The organism is Dissulfurimicrobium sp., assembly GCF_049968175.1.
Classification (GTDB): Bacteria; Desulfobacterota; Dissulfuribacteria; order Dissulfuribacterales; family Sh68; genus Dissulfurimicrobium; species Dissulfurimicrobium hydrothermale.
In genome coordinates this window covers 26,342-43,251 of record NZ_JBMFRG010000009.1, presented here as the reverse complement: position 1 = coordinate 43,251, position 16,910 = coordinate 26,342, and the positions used below count along the sequence as shown (strand labels likewise).

15 protein-coding genes and 1 tRNA gene are annotated in these 16,910 nt (G+C 51.1%); 4 read left to right on the top strand and 12 right to left on the bottom strand.

Annotated elements, in window-relative coordinates; translation table 11 throughout:
• Nucleotides 1-235 precede the first annotated feature (235 nt).
• The 5 genes from ispH to ACP5SG_RS02065 form a co-directional block, all read right to left on the bottom strand.
• Nucleotides 236-1,972 (bottom strand): 4-hydroxy-3-methylbut-2-enyl diphosphate reductase, encoded by a 1,737-nt coding sequence (gene ispH, locus ACP5SG_RS02085; RefSeq protein ID WP_428121536.1) that lies wholly within the window; start codon nucleotides 1,970-1,972, stop codon nucleotides 236-238.
• 7 nt (nucleotides 1,973-1,979) lie between these two features.
• On the bottom strand, nucleotides 1,980-4,061 hold the full coding sequence (glyS, locus tag ACP5SG_RS02080) for a glycine--tRNA ligase subunit beta (protein WP_428121531.1): 2,082 nt from the start codon (nucleotides 4,059-4,061) through the stop codon (nucleotides 1,980-1,982).
• Complete coding sequence (locus ACP5SG_RS02075) at nucleotides 4,058-4,924, bottom strand: glycine--tRNA ligase subunit alpha (RefSeq protein ID WP_424661243.1); 867 nt, start codon at nucleotides 4,922-4,924, stop codon at nucleotides 4,058-4,060. Before ACP5SG_RS02075 ends, glyS begins: the two co-directional genes overlap by 4 nt.
• Before the next feature lie 187 nt (nucleotides 4,925-5,111).
• Nucleotides 5,112-6,362 carry a glucose-1-phosphate adenylyltransferase family protein gene (locus ACP5SG_RS02070; protein WP_428121542.1) on the bottom strand — a complete coding sequence of 417 codons (1,251 nt, stop codon included), beginning with the start codon at nucleotides 6,360-6,362 and terminating at the stop codon, nucleotides 5,112-5,114.
• 52 nt (nucleotides 6,363-6,414) lie between these two features.
• A tRNA-Sec gene (locus ACP5SG_RS02065) sits at nucleotides 6,415-6,512 on the bottom strand.
• A 148-nt stretch (nucleotides 6,513-6,660) separates the two neighbouring features.
• Between ACP5SG_RS02065 and ACP5SG_RS02060 the strand changes: the two genes are divergently transcribed.
• Genes ACP5SG_RS02060 through ACP5SG_RS02050 form a run of 3 tightly spaced genes read left to right on the top strand, consistent with a single transcriptional unit; the run spans nucleotide 6,661 to nucleotide 10,580 of the window.
• A complete protein-coding gene (locus ACP5SG_RS02060) occupies nucleotides 6,661-7,290 on the top strand; it encodes a HAMP domain-containing protein (protein ID WP_424661244.1) in 630 nt (209 codons plus the stop codon).
• 3 nt (nucleotides 7,291-7,293) lie between these two features.
• A complete protein-coding gene (locus tag ACP5SG_RS02055) occupies nucleotides 7,294-8,058 on the top strand; it encodes a sulfite exporter TauE/SafE family protein (RefSeq protein ID WP_424661245.1) in 765 nt (254 codons plus the stop codon).
• Nucleotides 8,059-8,072: 14 nt separating this feature from the next.
• Complete coding sequence (locus ACP5SG_RS02050) at nucleotides 8,073-10,580, top strand: hypothetical protein (RefSeq protein ID WP_424661246.1); 2,508 nt, start codon at nucleotides 8,073-8,075, stop codon at nucleotides 10,578-10,580.
• Between the two features lie 43 nt (nucleotides 10,581-10,623).
• Here the strand turns inward: ACP5SG_RS02050 and atpE are convergent, their stop codons facing one another.
• The 5 genes from atpE to hemL all read right to left on the bottom strand — a co-directional run bounded on the left by atpE (nucleotide 10,624) and on the right by hemL (nucleotide 13,961).
• Nucleotides 10,624-10,959 carry an ATP synthase F0 subunit C gene (atpE, locus tag ACP5SG_RS02045; RefSeq protein ID WP_407932056.1) on the bottom strand — a complete coding sequence of 112 codons (336 nt, stop codon included), beginning with the start codon at nucleotides 10,957-10,959 and terminating at the stop codon, nucleotides 10,624-10,626.
• 118 nt (nucleotides 10,960-11,077) lie between these two features.
• Complete coding sequence (gene atpB, locus ACP5SG_RS02040) at nucleotides 11,078-11,794, bottom strand: F0F1 ATP synthase subunit A (RefSeq protein WP_424661247.1); 717 nt, start codon at nucleotides 11,792-11,794, stop codon at nucleotides 11,078-11,080.
• Between the two features lie 2 nt (nucleotides 11,795-11,796).
• A complete protein-coding gene (locus ACP5SG_RS02035) occupies nucleotides 11,797-12,204 on the bottom strand; it encodes an ATP synthase subunit I (protein ID WP_424661248.1) in 408 nt (135 codons plus the stop codon).
• Complete coding sequence (locus ACP5SG_RS02030; RefSeq protein ID WP_237888759.1) at nucleotides 12,204-12,548, bottom strand: AtpZ/AtpI family protein; 345 nt, start codon at nucleotides 12,546-12,548, stop codon at nucleotides 12,204-12,206. The genes ACP5SG_RS02035 and ACP5SG_RS02030 overlap by 1 nt, the downstream gene beginning before the upstream one ends.
• 120 nt (nucleotides 12,549-12,668) lie before the next feature.
• Nucleotides 12,669-13,961: a glutamate-1-semialdehyde 2,1-aminomutase gene (hemL, locus tag ACP5SG_RS02025; protein WP_237888760.1), complete on the bottom strand. Its 1,293-nt coding sequence runs from the start codon at nucleotides 13,959-13,961 to the stop codon at nucleotides 12,669-12,671.
• Between the two features lie 95 nt (nucleotides 13,962-14,056).
• Between hemL and ACP5SG_RS02020 the strand changes: the two genes are divergently transcribed.
• The gene (locus tag ACP5SG_RS02020) at nucleotides 14,057-15,472 is read left to right on the top strand and encodes an MBL fold metallo-hydrolase RNA specificity domain-containing protein (protein ID WP_237888761.1); all 1,416 of its coding nucleotides are present in this window, start codon (nucleotides 14,057-14,059) and stop codon (nucleotides 15,470-15,472) included.
• A 39-nt stretch (nucleotides 15,473-15,511) separates the two neighbouring features.
• On the opposite strand, the gene ACP5SG_RS02015 is transcribed toward ACP5SG_RS02020, so the two are convergent.
• Both ACP5SG_RS02015 and ACP5SG_RS02010 read right to left on the bottom strand, forming a co-directional pair.
• Complete coding sequence (locus tag ACP5SG_RS02015) at nucleotides 15,512-16,414, bottom strand: cation diffusion facilitator family transporter (protein ID WP_237888762.1); 903 nt, start codon at nucleotides 16,412-16,414, stop codon at nucleotides 15,512-15,514.
• A 38-nt stretch (nucleotides 16,415-16,452) separates the two neighbouring features.
• Complete coding sequence (locus tag ACP5SG_RS02010; RefSeq protein WP_428121510.1) at nucleotides 16,453-16,833, bottom strand: carboxymuconolactone decarboxylase family protein; 381 nt, start codon at nucleotides 16,831-16,833, stop codon at nucleotides 16,453-16,455.
• Nucleotides 16,834-16,910 lie beyond the last annotated feature (77 nt).

Sequence of the window (16,910 nt, the reverse complement as noted above, 5' to 3'; positions counted from 1 at the left end):
ATTTTCTTGTACGTCGCGGTGACGAAGGATGCAGCGCAACACGGCAGTCGGCGACTTCTTGCGACGCCATCAAATTTTTTTAAATTCTTCTCTAATTATCCATATAGATAGCAAAAAAGAGGTAACTGTGGTTAAGGATATAAAAAGGGGATTAAAGATGTTTACAATCACGCTACAAAAGAACTAGGGCAAACAGGTCTATTGCCGAGAAATGGATTCGGATGTTCAGGCGGTTTCAGAAGAGATAATGTGATATTCGGGCGATAAAGACAGAGACAAAAAGGATGAAAAACACTGACTCCACCATAAACTCAAGCCTCATATTCTCCCTGACCCTCTCCCCGTAAAAGAGACTTGAAAGATAAAAAAACCACACACCTGCCGGCAGAAAGACAAACAGCGGGCACGGAAAGAGAGCGGGCACGGAAAGAGAGATGCTGGCCAAGGCAAGGGTGACCGCGCCTGTGCGGATAAGCCGCAAGGCGCATCCCTCGCCGATGGCTATCACCAGGCTTTCCTTCCCAACTATCCTGTCCCCCTGGACATCCAAAAGCTCCATAAGGACTGTCCTCAAATAAACAAGGGTGCCGGACAAGACGAACCAGACCAAACGGCATGGATCAAGAGGCTGCTCCAAACCAGGGACGAGCACGGCGACCGCAGCCCATGCGATAGAGACAAAGATGGCCTTGGAACCGGGCAGATTTTTTAACGATATCCTTTTCCTACCAGCAGGTATGACAGGCGCGGCATAAAAAGCGCCTAAGGCAGTAAGTACAAGAAGGAGCATGAAAGGTCCTGATCCGAGACCAAACGCCATAAAGAGGCTCAGAAGTAAGGCAAGGACAGAGGCGCCGAAGAAAAAAACCTTATGTTTTATCAGAAACCTGACACGAAGTGGATCATTGTACGCCCCTGCCTCACGATCTATAAGTCTGTTCAAGGTATGCATGGCAAAGATATAAAGGCATGAGATAGGGGCGGCAGGGATCAAAGGGAAACCCTGGACCATGGCCGAGGCCGCAGCAAGCGCCCCTCCGGCCATGGCTGTAAGGAGTGTACTTTCGTGCAAAAACCTCATTAAACCGTAAGCGGCACGCCGGGACGCCGGCTCGAATGCGCCTGGCATGGCCTCTACTTCCCTCGCCACCCTATTTATAATCCAATTCGGCGTCGAGGCACCGGCGGTTATGCCGACGGCCCTGAAATTGCTGATCACGGCCTTGTCCAGGTCTTCCTCTGTCTCGACCGCCATAGCGACCTTGCCACACTCCTTTACAATGCCGGCAAGGCGCTTGGTATTTGCACTCTCCTTGCCACCAGCCACGATCACCGCATCCACCAGCCCTGCAAGCCGCCTTGCCTCATCCTGGCGCCTGCGTGTGGCGTCACATATGGTGTTTAAGACCCTGCCGCCTGGATACCTTTCGAGGATAAGCCTCGACCACTCGTGAAAACGTTCCTCATCTTGGGTAGTCTGGGCGAGGATGACATATCGCCCGATCTCAGCAGGCAGGGCGTTAATATCGTCTTCACTGCTTATAAGCATGCCGCCCTCACCGGCATAACCCATTATGCCAGCCACCTCTGGATGACCTTTATCACCGATGAGTAAGCACTTAAATCCCTTTTTTGCATAGTAGCGTGCAAGCATCTGTACCTTCACGACCCTTGGACAGGTAGCATCTACCACATTGAACCCGGCCCTTACCAGCGCCTCCTTCTGATCTGGAGGGGCGCCGTGCGCCCTTATGATCACCACGCCCTCGCCACTGGCCGGCACGTCTCTCAAGACCTTGACACCTCTTGCCTCAAGAAGCGCCAGGACAGATGGGTTATGAATAAGCGGACCGAAGGTATAAACCTGGCCCTTGGACTCTCTTGAGGTAAAAAGGGCCATATCCACCGCCCTTTTTACTCCCAGACAAAAACCTGCGATGCGCGCAAGATAGACCTTCATTGTTTTTGACACCGGGCCTCTACATGGCTACTGCCGACAGGTCCCCGACCCTCAGAAACAGGTTTGATATCTGCCACAGGATGGAAAGACGGTTGGTTCTTATCCGGGGTTCTTCAACCATGACCATCACATGGTCAAAAAAATTGTCTATCAGTGGCTTGAGGGATAAAAGTCTTATGAGGGCATCTTCATAGGAACCATCGCGCAGAAGGGCCAAAACATCGTCCTTTAACGACATATAGGCGTCAAAAAGGGCCTTCTCTTCCGGCGCCTCAAACAACGTCTGATCGACATCACCGCCTTCAAAGCCCTTAAGTATATTCATCACGCGCTTGAAGGCGATACTCAACGGCTCAAACTCAGGTCTTACACGCACTGCAGCCAGGGCCTTTATACGCCGAACGCAATCAACAACATCGTCAAAACCAACCCTAATCGCCGCCTCTACGATGCCGAGATCATAGCCCCTGGATGTCATATTGTTCACCATGCGGCCTCTGAAAAACTCCAATATCCCGCCGGCCGCCTCCTGCATTGACCGCGCCTTGCCCTTGATGTCGCGCAAGACCCCCTTGATGCCTTGATCAATTAGTCCTGCGAGAGAAAATCTTATGTCGGACGCCTCCAATATATGAAGCACGCCCAAGGCCTGTCTTCTGAGGCCGAAGGGATCCTGCGTACCAGACGGCTGAAGTCCTATGAGGAACATACCGCAGATGGTGTCTATCTTGTCGGCGATGCTCAGGATCGAACCTGTCATACTACTTGGGAGCGTCCCACCAGCCCTTATCGGCATATAATGTTCATGAATGGCCGTGGCAACCTCGTCGCATTCACCCGATCTTAAGGCATACTCCCTGCCCATCACGCCCTGAAGGTCTGGAAATTCACCTACCATGCCGGTAAGAAGATCTGCCTTTGAGAGATAGGCCGCCCGTTCGACCAGCGCCACCTTCTCAGGCGCGATCCCCCTGGCGAAATATAGGGCAAGGGACTTCACGCGCTCCGTCTTATCTAGCATGGTACCGAGGTACTGATTGAACACGATCCCGGAAAGTGCGTCCACGCGTTCATGAAGCGGGATCTTCATGTCCTCCTCGAAAAAAAAGGCCGCATCGGCAAGACGTGCACGTAAGACACGTTCATGGCCCTTCCTTATAATTGAATCGTCTGCCGGCCTGATATTGTTTATGGCCACAAAATTCGGCCTGAGCGCGCCGTCTCCATCAACTACGGCAAAGTATTTCTGATGCTCCTTCATGACGGTGATCAATACCTCACGCGGCAACCCCAGAAAACGCCCATCAAAGGAACCGCATACGGCACTTGGATATTCCGTAAGATTCGTATTTAGTTCGATAAGATCGTCATCCTGCAATATCGAACCGCCAGAACCAGCGACAGCCTGCATCACCCCCTTAAGAAGCATATCCCTCCTTTCGCCCATATCAACGATTACGAACCGCCTGCGAAGGGCCTCTATATAACTAGCCAGATCCGCCCTGACCTCAAAAGGCCCAGGGGCCATAAAGCGATGTCCCATGCTCATCTTCCCGCTCTCTATCCCCGCGATCTCAAACGGGATGACTTCGTCTCCAAAGAGCGCTACGACCCAACGGATAGGCCTTGCAAAACGGAAAGACGATGCACCCCACTTCATGGTCCTTGGGAAGCGTATCTTTGCCGCAAGCAATGGCAAAAAGGAGGCCAAGACATCCCTTGTCTCTCTACCTTTAATGACCTTGTGTAACACCAAGCACGGCCCTTTGCCCGTGTCTTTTATCCGTACAGCCTCTGGGCCGGCCCCCTGCGCCCTTAGAAATCCCTCGCCGGCCTTTGTAAGCGCACCATCTGGGGCAAGGGCGATATTGGCAGGAGGTCCTGTAATATCCTCTTCCCTGTCAGGCTGGCAGCTGATCAATTCACTTACAAACAGGGCCAGGCGCCTAGGGGTTCCCATGGCCTTAAGCCCCTTATAAGAAAGTCCTGCTCCCTTAAGACCTTCCTCTGCAAACTTCTCTATATCCGCCAAGGCCACAGGGATGAACGCAGCCGGCATCTCCTCGACACCTATTTCAAAAAGCAGATTCTCGGTCTTCACATCTCACCGTCCTTCAACCGTCTGTCCAGGCTCAAGATATATCCCTCGGCAACCTTCTTCGCTATTCTCCTCACACGACCGATATATGCCGTTCTCTCGGCCACGCTTATTGCCCCGCGCGCGTCAAGGATATTGAAATTGTGAGAACATTTGAGGCACTGATCATAGGCAGGCAATACAAGACCGCGCTCAAGGAGATTGATAGCCTCCTTCTCATGCAGATCAAAGAGCTGCTTCAATACCTCTATAGATGCGGATTCGAAGTTATACCGGGAAAACTCCACCTCATCCCTGTAATGTACAAATCCATAAGTAACGTCGTCATTCCACTTTAAGTCATAGACATTATCGACGCCTTGGAGATACATGGCAATTCGCTCAAGGCCGTATGTGATCTCGACCGGCACGATACCCACGTCGATGCCGCCGACCTGCTGGAAATACGTAAATTGGGTGATTTCCATACCGTCCAGCCAGACCTCCCAGCCCAGCCCCCAGGCCCCAAGCGTCGGTGACTCCCAATCGTCTTCTACAAATCTGACATCGTGCCTGGCAAGATCGAGACCAAAGGCCCTGAGGCTGTCGAGATACATATCCTGGACATCGTCAGGTGAAGGCTTGAGTATCACCTGATATTGATAATAGTGCTGGAGCCGGTTTGGATTTTCACCATAACGGCCGTCAGTAGGCCTCCTTGAAGGCTGGACATATGCCGCCCGCCATCTATCGAGGCCAAGAGATCTTATAAAGGTAGCAGGATGAAATGTCCCGGCCCCGACCTCGACGTCATAAGGCTGGAGCACAAGACAGCCCCTGGAGCTCCAGTAGTTGTTGAGTTTAAAAATAAGTTCTTGAAAATTCATGATAAATCAGCTTTCTCACACATAGACTAAAAAATCGCAGCGGGGACCTTCAGCTACATGCGAAAGACCACGTAAGACCCCTGACTGACAGACACGCGACAGATCCTCGACTGCGGCTATTGCCAAGCTGATATAGCATAAGCGACATAAAAATTCCAGGGTTTATGGTCTGTTGCAGCAAGAAGAATCAGACGGTCTCGCCGTCGGAAACAACCTTGGACGGCCACTGCTCGGCCTTTATCCCTGGCGAAATCACGCAATCTGTCCCGATTACAGAACCGGCTGGGACCTCAGCCCATTTGCCGATAAGCGTAATGCCGCCATTCATGGGCCCGGCGCATATACGATTCGAGGCAATTGTGCTTCCTGCACCTATCCTGGCCTCTTCTCCTATAATGGCCTTTTTATCGCACACGACATGCCTGACGACTGCCCCCTTCAATATGACTGTATCGTGCATGACAACCGACTGAGCGACATAGGCACCCTTCTCCACCACAACCCCAGGGGACAGGATGGAGTCTTCTACCTTACCTTTAATCACGCATCCTGGGGCGACGGAAGAATTTTTCACGTCTGCACCGGTAAGTATGCGTATAGGCGGGCGGTCATAGCCCAGACCCTCCGCCTCGAGATTCGTGACGACCCCCCACGACTCCGGATCAAGACCACTTTGATGATCCAATAGGTCCATGTTTGCATCCCAAAGGGCCTGGACGGTCCCTACGTCGCGCCAATAACCTTCGAATGGATAACAAAACAGGACCCCGTCCCTCAAGGCATTTGGAATGATGTGGTGGCCAAAGTCCTCTTCTTTTGTGGCCCTCAGGGCGGTCAAGAGATATTCAACATCAAATACATAGATGCCCATAGATGCCAGGTTCGAACGGGCCTTCTTCGGCTTTTCCTCCCACTCTGTTATGCGGCCGTCACTCCCTACGATACCTATGCCGAACTGATGGGTCAACTCCCACGGGACCGTCATCATGGCTACGGTCACCTTTGCACCGAGCCTCCTATGATGTCCGACCATCGCCCTATAGTCCATATAATAGACGTGATCACCAGAGAGGATGAGGACGTCCCGTGATGGACTTGACTCTATAAAGTCCATATTCTGCCGCACTGCATCAGCCGTACCCTTGTACCAGTCGGAGTCTTTTCCCCCCGTCCTCGGCGGAAGGATCTCTATCCTACGGGTCCTGCCGGTAAAATCCCAGGCGGCACCGGTCCCTATATGACGCATGAGGGAAAGCGGCTTGTACTGTGTAAGCACCGCCACCCTTGCAAGGCCAGAGTTCATGCAGTTTGAAAGGGCAAAATCAATTATCCTATAGATGCCGCCGAACGGCACGGCTGGCTTGGCCCTGTGACTCACAAGGACATTCAGGCGACTGCCCACTCCGCCAGCCAGGACCATTGCAAGGGTATCCCTCATATCTATCAATTACCCAATCCCTGAAGGGATTTCAGGCCCGAAGTCATAAAAATGGCGGAAGCGCATGGGAATCGAACCCACCCACGGGGCTCCTCACCCCGTGCACCGGATTTGAAGTCCGGGAGGGCCACCAGCACCCTTTCCGCTTCCAAGCTCTCTGTACGGTCTTTAAAGGGCATTGTCAAGACCACGCGGCTACATGTTTTCATTACACCTACCAATCTCAAAATTTTTAGGTAAAATATAGATACACCAAAGATTGAGATCTCTACAACCCATGAGATAAAGACGAGACACAATGAAGATAGCATACAAAGGCAGCCTCCAGAGGACGATGATTATCTATTTTCTGCTGATAGGCTTTGCTTCCTCCATTATCGGGGCGGAGTTTATCTACGATGTGCACAGAAAAGAACTCCGTTATGAGCTGATGCAGAACTTCTCGAAATTGTCCGATCATCAAATAAAACCCGACGAGGCCTTCAAACCGATTCAAAAAATCGCACAAAAGGCCGTTCTCATGGTCGTCCTCCTGCTTGTCGTGGTCCTTATCCTGCTTATGATGTTCATCAAGAACATAACCGAACCGTTGCAGCATATGATAGAGGTATCAAAACTGATCGGGGGCGGCGATCTCAGTCAGACGATCACCGTGACCGCTAAAAATGAGCTCGCCGAGATGGGAGAGGTTATAAATAAATTAACAAGCGACCTCCAGGAGATCATATTGCTCTCCAAGGGTGTCGGGACCACAGCCGATCAATTTCTGAAAAGGGTCTCGGCGGCGCTCGAGGCCGGGGAGATCAGCCATGACCGGATGGTGCAGCTGCGACATGAGATGAAGCTCCTAGGCTCCAAAACAAAACTCCTGGACGACATCGTCATGAATTTCAAATTCTATGGAATCGGCGACCGGAGAGCTGGCTAACAAATGATTCCTTATTGGTCGGCGCTCCCGACAGGCATATGTATTGCGACGATCGTCATGCTTGTGGGCTTCGGCGGCGGGGTGCTGTGGATGCCGTTTCTGCTGGTCGTGATGCATGCGGCGCCGGACACCGCAATAATCACCTCCCTCCTGATACAGACAGCAGGAACCGGCTCAGGGAGCATCGCATTCATCAGACAAAAGAAGACAGACAACCGCCTGGCCTTGGTCATGTTTTGCATCGCGGTGCCCGGCATACTTTTCGGGGCCCTTCTTGCCCATTATATCATATTGTCCCATATAGAAATGATCATTGGGCTCATATCGCTGGCGACCGCACTGCTTTTTGTAACATCGAATTGCAAATATACAGATGAAGGCGTTGAAAGGGTGGAGTTGAAAAAGGCATTTAAACACCTCTGGATCCCGGTGGTCATGTCCATAGCCACAGGGATGCTCACCCTCAACGTCGCCGAATGGCTCGTACCATCAATGCGGGAAAAGATGGGCCTGAAGGTATCGAATGCCATCGCAACGTGCGTCCTCCTGACATGCGGGGAATGCATCGTAGGGATGCTCATACATGGAAAATTGGGGGCGAGACCGGACCACGGCATAGCATCATGGGCGATACCGGGTGTCATAATAGGAGGGCAGATCGGGCCGCTGCTGGCAAAACAGATAGACGAAAGGATGCTGAAGGAGATATTTATCTTCTTTCTCACGCTCATAGGTATCCATCTCGTATACAGCTCCTATCCGATTTAAGCAGGCCTTTTGAAATGCCCAGGCGTTATATCGAGGTCGTAAATGCATCGGAACACAACCTAAAAGGGATTAACGTCTCCATACCCATAGACGAGATCACTGTAATAACCGGACCTTCAGGCTCGGGCAAATCCACGCTTGCCCTGGATGTACTCTTTGCAGAGGGGCAACGCCGCTACATCGAATCCCTTGGGATCGAGGCTAAACTTGACGTCAATCTGTGGGAAAGGCCGCATGTGGAGGAAATACGAAACCTTCCGCCACCCCTCGCCTTTGAACAAAAACCTATAAGGGCCCATCCGGCCTCCACAGTAGCGACAGCCTCAGGTATATCACACCTCTTGAAGCTTTTGTTTGTAAATTCAGGCTCGGTTTACTGCCCGGTCTGTGGCGACGAGATACGGGCCTGCTCTCCTCAGGAAATGGCAAAAGCCGTCATCGGCCTCGGTAATGGTGCAAAGGTGAACATACTAGCCTCGATAGACATGGGTCAAAATGCGGAGCTAAATGAGGTAGTGAACCAATTAAGGCGTGAAGGACTTGCAAGGTTCAAGGTGGACGGTGCATACATAACCGCGGATGACACCTTGCCTGGCCATACTCAACCCAAAGAACTCTGCGCAGTAATAGACAGGATAATTATAAAAGACGGGATCTTCTCGCGCCTTACCGACTCCTTGACCATAGGGCTCAAATATGGCAAAGGCCGTGTGATAATTGAGGCCCTACAAGATGACTCCCCTGTACGTACATTCAAATTCAGCGAAGAGGCGACCTGCGCGAGGTGTAACATAAGCCTCCCCATGATCACCAGAAAGGTATTTTCGACACGGCATCCGGACGGCATGTGCAATAGGTGCAGAGGGCATGGCGTATCGGATAAAGGAGAGACATGCCGAGAGTGCGAAGGTACCGGGCTCGGCCGCCTTGCTTTAAATATTCGGATAAAGAACTGGCGCTATCCGGATACGATTAAATGGCTTATCGAAGAGGCACTGACACACCTAAAAGCCATCAAAGATGATACATCCGGCCTCAGGAATCCAGAGGCTGCGAAACGGCTCTGCGATGCAATCATATCGCGCATCAAACCCATGATAGACATGGGCATTCAGTACCTCCCACTAAACCGCTCCATTGGCACGCTTTCTGGTGGAGAGGTACAGAGACTCAAGATCTCCACTCAGCTCGGGCTAGATCTGACAGGCATCCTCTACATACTTGACGAACCCATGGCCGGACTCCATCCAAGGGAACAAGATGGATTGTGGAGAAACCTCGAGCGTCTCAAGGCCAAGGGAAACACCATAGTCATGGTGGAACACGACATAGATACCATAAGACGGGCGGGCTGGCTTGTCGAACTTGGACCAGGAGCGGGCGAGCTTGGCGGAAGGCTCATATATCAGGGCCAACCCGACAAGATTAAAGGATGTGCGGCCTCAAATACGGCGAGGTATCTTGACGCCGGCGTCTGTTACCGCAGGGCAAAAAGACACATACCGCACGGGGTTATCACCATCAGAGATGCAAAGGAAAACAATTTGAAAGACATAACATGCACCATACCGCTAGGCGTTTTGGCCTGCATAACTGGTGTCTCAGGCTCGGGCAAGAGTACGCTTATGGAGATACTGTACCGTGGCATCAGGACATACCGAACCAGCCGGGAAGATACACAATGGGCCATCGAGATCGCCCTGCCGGGCCTCAAATCCAAAGGTCCGAATGCAGTCATCGTTGAGCAGTCCTGTCTCGCAAAGACAAGGTTCTCAATGCCTGCGACATATATGGGCATATTCCCGCACATCAGGATGCTCTTCGCAAATACCCCGGAGGCCAGGGCCAGGGGATATTCAAGCGGATATTTCAGCCTCATGCACAAGGGCGGCAGATGCGAACAATGCCAAGGCAAGGGCGTCGTATCTATAGATCTCGGATATCTCGCACCATTTAACCCGGTTTGCGACGTATGCGAAGGCACTCGGTACAATCAAGATGCCCTCAGCATAAGATATAGGGGTCTTAACATATCGGAGGTGCTCGGGCTCAGCATAACCGAGGCGGCCCAATTTTTTTCCAGGATACCCGATATAAGGCGAACACTCCAGGTCCTTGAAAGGATCGGCCTCGGTTATCTCAGGCTCGGCCAACCCCTTTCCAACATCTCAGGCGGAGAGGCCCAGCGCCTGAAACTTGCAAGGGAGCTGTCCTCGGCATCAAGAAACCGTGTGCCGACAATCTATCTTATGGACGAACCGTCGAGAGGGCTCCACCCCAGCGATCTCGAAAACCTGATCGGCATAATAGACGAACTGATAGACCAAGGAAACTCGTTCATAGCCATCGAGCACAAGATAGAAATACTTGCGGTTTCAGACTGGATAGTAGAACTTGGGCCTGAAGGCGGGCCTGAAGGCGGGCGCATAACAGCTGAAGGGACGCCAGCGGACATCATAAGGACCGATGGCTCTTCAACAGCTCCTTATTTTATAAAATACAACAAAAAAGGCCTGGGATAAGCCCAGGCCTTTAAGATCCATCTTTCTTCGGTTCTTTTAACCCTTATGAAAGCCCGAATATCTTCATAAGCTGCGGGAGAAGCGGGTTTGCATAGAGTGCGATGAGTGCAATAACGAGTGCATAGATTGTCAGAGATTCAATAAGGGCAAGGCCGATGAACATCGTAACCGTGAGCTTGCCAGCCAGCTCTGGATTGCGGGCCGTGCCCTCGAGGCAACCCCTTGCGCAGTGTCCCATGCCTACACCACAACCAGATGCGGCTATACCCACTGCAAGACCGGCGGCCAAAAGCGAGGCTGCCATAAGCATCCCGATGTGACCGCCCTTCTCCACGTCACCATCCGCTGCCAGTGCAAGACCAGCGCATACAAGTACCATCACTACAGACAACACCGAAACCAAAGAGATCTTTTTCACGTCTTTCCCTCCTTTTTAGGAATATATTTATTGGCCTTCTTTAAAATTTCTTAAATATCGACGAGATAAAACATGAAAATTAATGCCCCTCCGCCATGGCCTCCACTGAATAGACTATGGAGAGCATCATGAATATAAAGGCCTGGATAAGGCAAACCAGGACGCCCAGGAACATGATTGGGAGCGGCGCAAGATAAGGACCCGCCAGCATGAAGAGTAGCCCAAGGAGTATCTCCTTTGAGACCATATTGCCGAAAAGTCGGATGGAGAGCGAAAGTATGCGCCCTATGTGGCTAAATATCTCTATTGGAAACATAACAGGCGCCATTGCCGGCACAGGCCCCATAAAGTGCTTGAGGTACCTGATGCCGTGGAACCTGAATCCAAGGGCATGGTAAGTGAAAATGGAAATAATCGTACAGCCCAGCGTAACATTGAGATTTGCCGTCGGAGACATAAACCCGGGGATGAGACCCATATAATTGGATATCAGGATATAGAGGGCGAATGTGGCTATCATTGGGAAGATGATCAGGGTCTTTTTCTTGTCATGTGTCTGCTCAGTTATAAAATCCTCAAGGTTGCCCACAAAGGCCTCCATGATGTTCTGCATACCGCTTGGGATCATCTCCATCTTGGTTGTAGCCATCTTTGCCAAGACAATACAGATAATAATGGCAAGGAAACTGTATTGCATATGGGGCGCAAGTATCTTTGCAAGGGTGGTATTCCCTCCATGTGCCGGCAGACCCAATGCATCCAACAGCAGGCTTAAAAACAGTAACGGATGCTCCATAACTAAACCGCCTCCTTTAAACGGACTCTGTTAATCACCATTACAACGACCAGGATATAAAAATTAATAACCGCCACTGAAAGACCAACAAACAGGCCTACTGGCGATATATAACCTGGAAATATCAGAAAGGCCGCCGTAACCGCCAGCGCAATAAGCCCCAACCTCACCGCAAGGCCGGCATAATAGACAAATATATTCCGCCAACGCACAATCCTTTTACAGTCCCTGTCAAGGCCTATGCAGTTTAGATTCGCTATAATCGCGCCGACGGCAACACCGATGGCAGCCTTTACATCGAAACAAGCCAAAAAAAAGACAAAGAGCAACCCGCTCAAGACCCAGTTTAAAAAGATAAACCTCTTTACAAATTGTCCATCAAGCCTTACTGCAAACATATCTCTAATCATCAATCATCATCCCAGACCTTGTTTTGCATAAAGGTGTCTTTATGCTGCTTGGCAGGCTTATCCTCGGATATATCGGATAGCTGCGAGGCCTCTTTTTTATCTGCCTCTTTACTGAAGCGCCTGCTCAGTATAAAAAAATTTTTCACCCCACCGCCCAACCCAAAGAAGAAACATATTATTGTCAGCCAAGGATAAGTTCGCCCGCTGAAAAGCCAGGTATCCATGTAATAACCTACAAGAACACCGGTGAACATTGAAAATACAACGGACATGGATATAGTCATGGCTACGCTCATGCTCTTGAAAAGCGAGACCAATTCTTCTTTTATACCTATGCCCGCCATCAAATACCCACCAGTTCCAAACAGGCGCTAATAATTATTATAAATGAACAGCGCTTCATTATTTGAATTATTTGTTATCATATAGACAGGCTGCTGTCAACCGATCGGAGAAAATAAATCTCAAGACATCCTACTGAAGGCAAGCTCAGCGGCCTCAAGCGTCCATTCTATCTCTTCCCATCCATGGGCAAGGGAAACAAATGCCGCTTCAAACTGAGACGGTGCCAGATATACCCCTTCGTCCCGCATGTTTTTGAAAAATTCGGCATATCGGCCCGTATCGGACCTCAAGGCGGCATCAAAATCCACAACCGGCCTGGACTGCCCGAAGAAGCAGGTCATCATTGAGCCTATGCGCTGGATCGTACACCCGATCTTCCTTTGTTCGGCCAACTCTGAAAGCCCTTCTTCCAGGGCCCTGGCCTTCTCTTCAAGTACCTCATAGACACCAGGCCTTGACAGTACATCAAGGGTTGCAAGCCCAGCAGCAACTGCAAGGGGATTGCCGGACAAGGTGCCCGCCTGATACATAGGGCCGGCAGGCGCGACATATTGCATTATCTCCTCCTTGCCACCATAAGCCCCGACAGGAAGCCCTCCTCCTATGATCTTTCCTAGACAAGTGATATCCGGCATCACGCCGAAATACTCCTGCGCGCCGCCTGGAGCCAGTCTGAAACCTGTTATCACCTCATCAAAAACAAGGAGTATACCAAACTCTTCCGTCCACTGCCGGAGTGTTGGCAGGAAGCCTTCCTGCGGCGGCACCACCCCCATGTTCGCAGGCACCGGCTCCAGGATGACTGCTGCAATGTCGTCACCCTCCTGTTCAAGGACCAATCTCAGGGCATCAAGGTTATTGAAAGGCACGGCGATGGTGTTTGCAACAACCTCCTCCGGGACCCCCGGGCTTCCAGGGATCCCAAGGGTAGCCACTCCTGAACCGGCCTTTACCAAAAATGGGTCGGCATGGCCGTGATAACATCCATCAAACTTCACTATCTTTTTCCTTCCCGTATAGGCCCTGGCAAGGCGGACGGCGCTCATGGTGGCCTCAGTGCCTGAGTTTACAAGCCTCACCTGCTCGATGGACGGAACCATCTCAACGATCTTTCTGGCAAGTGCGACCTCCTGCCACGTGGGGGCGCCGAAACTTGTGCCGTTTCCGAGCGCTGCCTCTACAGCCCCCCTGACCTCTGGGTTAGAGTGCCCGAGTATCATTGGGCCCCAGGAACAGACATAGTCTATATATTGGTTGCCATCTACATCGAATATACTCGCGCCCTCCGCACGCTCGATAAAGACCGGATTACAGCCGACTGATTTACACGCGCGCACAGGGCTGTTAACACCGCCCGGTATGACGGCCATGGCCGTCTCAAAAAAATGTCTTGAAAGACGATTGTTGTGCATATATCCTCCTTATAAAATAAAAAACGAATCTCGCATTAAATATAAAAGAATCTTAAAACAGAAAGATCAAAATAACAATTTAAAAAAGGAATGCCATGGCGAGTATAAAATTTTATGGTGCGGCCGAAACAGTTACAGGCTCATGCCATCTGTTTGAATTCAATGACAAAAAATTCCTGCTGGACTGCGGTCAGTTTCAGGGACCGTGGAAGATAGAAGAACTGAACTATAAACCACTTGGTTTTGATGCCAAAGAGATCGACGGTCTCATATTAGGACACGGACACCTCGACCACTGCGGCCGCATACCAATACTCGTAAGGCATGGTTTTCGCGGCCACATCTACTCCACCCAGCCCACCAGGGACATAGCCCGGCTGATCCTTATGGACTCTGCATACGTGCTCAAGGAAGAATTTATGTGGAAGCGGAGAAAACTCACCAGGGCAGGCATCCAGGTTGCAGGGCCCCTCTATTCAATGGAAGACGTCTATTACTCGCTCGATTTCTTCAACAAGGCAGTCAAATATGGAGAAGCGGTCGATCTCTCCGAAGACAGCCGCCTCTTCTTCCATACCGCTGACGCTGGGCACATCCTTGGTTCTGCACAGGTCTACATCGATTACCCTGGTCCGGACGGTAAAAAAAGGCGTCTTCTCTACACAGGGGATCTAGGTGACGGGCAAAGGCCTATTGTCAATGATCCGCAGGGCCCGGAAAAAGACACCCGTATCCATGCCCTCCTCATAGAGTCAACATACGGGGATAGGGAACACAGGGGTTATGAAGAATCCGTGAAGGAATTCGAAGAGGCGGTAAGCAAGACGACCCGAAACAAGGGTACGGTCCTAATCCCGACCTTCGCCCTGGAGCGGACGCAGGAACTTTTATACCACATCGGCAATATGAAAAAGACAGGACTCCTCGCAAAAGACGTCCCTGTATTCTTAAACAGCCCTCTCGCCATAGATATAACGAAGATCTACGGCAAATACTGCAATTTCTGCAACAAACCGGTCATGGAGGAGATAAAAAGAGGCAGGTCCCCATTTGTCTTTCCGGGTCTCCATCTCTCAGAGACAGTGGAGGAATCAATGGCCATACATAACGTACCCGGGCCCAAGATCATCCTTGCCGGAAGCGGCATGATGACAGGAGGCCGGATAAAACACCACCTGAAACACCTGCTCTGGAAGGAGTCAACGGCCCTCATAATAGTAGGATTTCAGGCCGAAGGGACTCTAGGAAGGAAGATCATAGACGGGGCCAAGACAGTACATATCTTTGGGGAACCTGTGGCCGTAAGGGCCAGCATCCATACGATAAACGGCTTTTCGGCCCATGCAGGAAGAAGCCATCTGGCTGCATTTGTGAAGGCGGCGACGCCCGAAAACATCTTTATTGTGCACGGCGAACCAAGGGCATCAAGCGCCCTGGCGAAACAGATCGGCGAGTATCTGCCAAACGCCAGGATATTCATACCAAAAATTGGGGAAAGATTCGAAATATAGGCGAAATATAGGCAAGGTATCGAGCGATCCGGAACTGGGTCAGTGATGATGCCGCTGGACTTCGTTGCCGCCATTTATGCGGCAGTAAAGTCCATCTTCATCGCAGCCCTCACACTCCATCTGGATACAGGAATGGCTGACACCAAAACTAGAGAGCCTGTGTTCTATCTCCTTTCTTATTATGTCGGCATTGCTTAACTTCTGATCAGCCACCTGGACATGGGCCGAAAATGCGGGGATGGCATGGGCGATCGACCATATATGGACATCGTGCACACATCGCACGCCAGGTATGCTGGAAATCGATTCCGATATCTTCCCCGCATGAAGCCCAATGGGGCTCAACTCAAGGAAAACCCACATCGCCTCCTTGACCACGCGCCATCCCCCGATGATTATGATGACCCCGACAGCGATGCTCGCAACCGCATCAGCCGGCTGCCACCCTGTAAATCTGATAACAACTGCGGCTATAATGACGCCTGCCGACGAGACCGTATCTCCAAGCACGTGGAGCCAGGCGCTCTTTAGATTTAAGTCCCCATGCCTGTGGCCAAGGATCCATGCCATGAGGAGATTGCCAAAAAGCCCTAGGACTGCGACAAAAAACATCATGGAGGGGTTGATCTGCACAGGTGATCTGAGTCTGCGATATGCCTCGGCAAAAATAAAGACAGCGATCACCACAAGGCTTATGCCGTTTATCAGGGCTGCAAGGAGACCAACCCTCTGGTAACCATAGGTGGCACGGTAATCAGAGGGCCTGGCCCCTATCAGGGCTGCGACAAGGCTCAGGCCGAGGGCAAAGACGTCGGTCAGGACATGTCCTGCATCGCTAATGAGGGCAAGGCTGTTACTTAATATGCCACCTATTACCTCTCCTGCAAGTATCAGGAGTGTGACAGCAAGGCTTAGAGACAGGCGCTTTGTCGCATTGTTCATAGCAGATATCAGCCGGCACCGTCCTACGGAGATCTTTGTTAACCTCCAGCCAGGGCCTCAAGGATCGGCGTTGCAACACCGAGCACCCCGTTTGCCGCAGCGTGTCTGACTATCTTTATGACCGCTATCAACTCTTCTTTTGTCACGCCCATATTCAAGGCCGCCCTTAACTGCGTCCTGACACATTCGTAATCCTTCGTGGCAAGCGCCGCTGAAAGGTAGATCAAGGTCCTCACCTTCGGCTCAAGGGGTGAATCCTTGTCCTCAACGCTGCCCATCGAAGACATGGCAACCTGCATGATGAGCTCAGGCGCGACATCTTTTGCATATTTAATGGCGGCAGGGATATTCTCCTCTCCCCCGAGCTTTTGAGACATCATCCCTAGAATCTGTTCAACGGATGGCATTTGATTTATCATTTTATGTTACCTCCTTATGGATTTATTTATAAAAAAAGTAACATAAAAAAATTTTTATTCAAGAATAAATCAACGCC

What these genes read in the sequence shown, in the direction of transcription:
- ACP5SG_RS02075 (WP_424661243.1), bottom strand. Translation starts at nt 4,924, where the DNA reads ATGAATTTTCAAGAACTTATTTTTAAACTCAACAACTACTGGAGCTCC.
- ACP5SG_RS02070 (WP_428121542.1), bottom strand. Translation starts at nt 6,362, where the DNA reads ATGAGGGATACCCTTGCAATGGTCCTGGCTGGCGGAGTGGGCAGTCGC.
- ACP5SG_RS02060 (WP_424661244.1), top strand. Translation starts at nt 6,661, where the DNA reads ATGAAGATAGCATACAAAGGCAGCCTCCAGAGGACGATGATTATCTAT.
- ACP5SG_RS02055 (WP_424661245.1), top strand. Translation starts at nt 7,294, where the DNA reads ATGATTCCTTATTGGTCGGCGCTCCCGACAGGCATATGTATTGCGACG.
- ACP5SG_RS02050 (WP_424661246.1), top strand. Translation starts at nt 8,073, where the DNA reads ATGCCCAGGCGTTATATCGAGGTCGTAAATGCATCGGAACACAACCTA.
- atpE (WP_407932056.1), bottom strand. Translation starts at nt 10,959, where the DNA reads ATGGTACTTGTATGCGCTGGTCTTGCACTGGCAGCGGATGGTGACGTG.
- atpB (WP_424661247.1), bottom strand. Translation starts at nt 11,794, where the DNA reads ATGGAGCATCCGTTACTGTTTTTAAGCCTGCTGTTGGATGCATTGGGT.
- ACP5SG_RS02035 (WP_424661248.1), bottom strand. Translation starts at nt 12,204, where the DNA reads ATGATTAGAGATATGTTTGCAGTAAGGCTTGATGGACAATTTGTAAAG.
- ACP5SG_RS02030 (WP_237888759.1), bottom strand. Translation starts at nt 12,548, where the DNA reads ATGGCGGGCATAGGTATAAAAGAAGAATTGGTCTCGCTTTTCAAGAGC.
- hemL (WP_237888760.1), bottom strand. Translation starts at nt 13,961, where the DNA reads ATGCACAACAATCGTCTTTCAAGACATTTTTTTGAGACGGCCATGGCC.
- ACP5SG_RS02020 (WP_237888761.1), top strand. Translation starts at nt 14,057, where the DNA reads ATGGCGAGTATAAAATTTTATGGTGCGGCCGAAACAGTTACAGGCTCA.
- ACP5SG_RS02015 (WP_237888762.1), bottom strand. Translation starts at nt 16,414, where the DNA reads ATGAACAATGCGACAAAGCGCCTGTCTCTAAGCCTTGCTGTCACACTC.
- ACP5SG_RS02010 (WP_428121510.1), bottom strand. Translation starts at nt 16,833, where the DNA reads ATGATAAATCAAATGCCATCCGTTGAACAGATTCTAGGGATGATGTCT.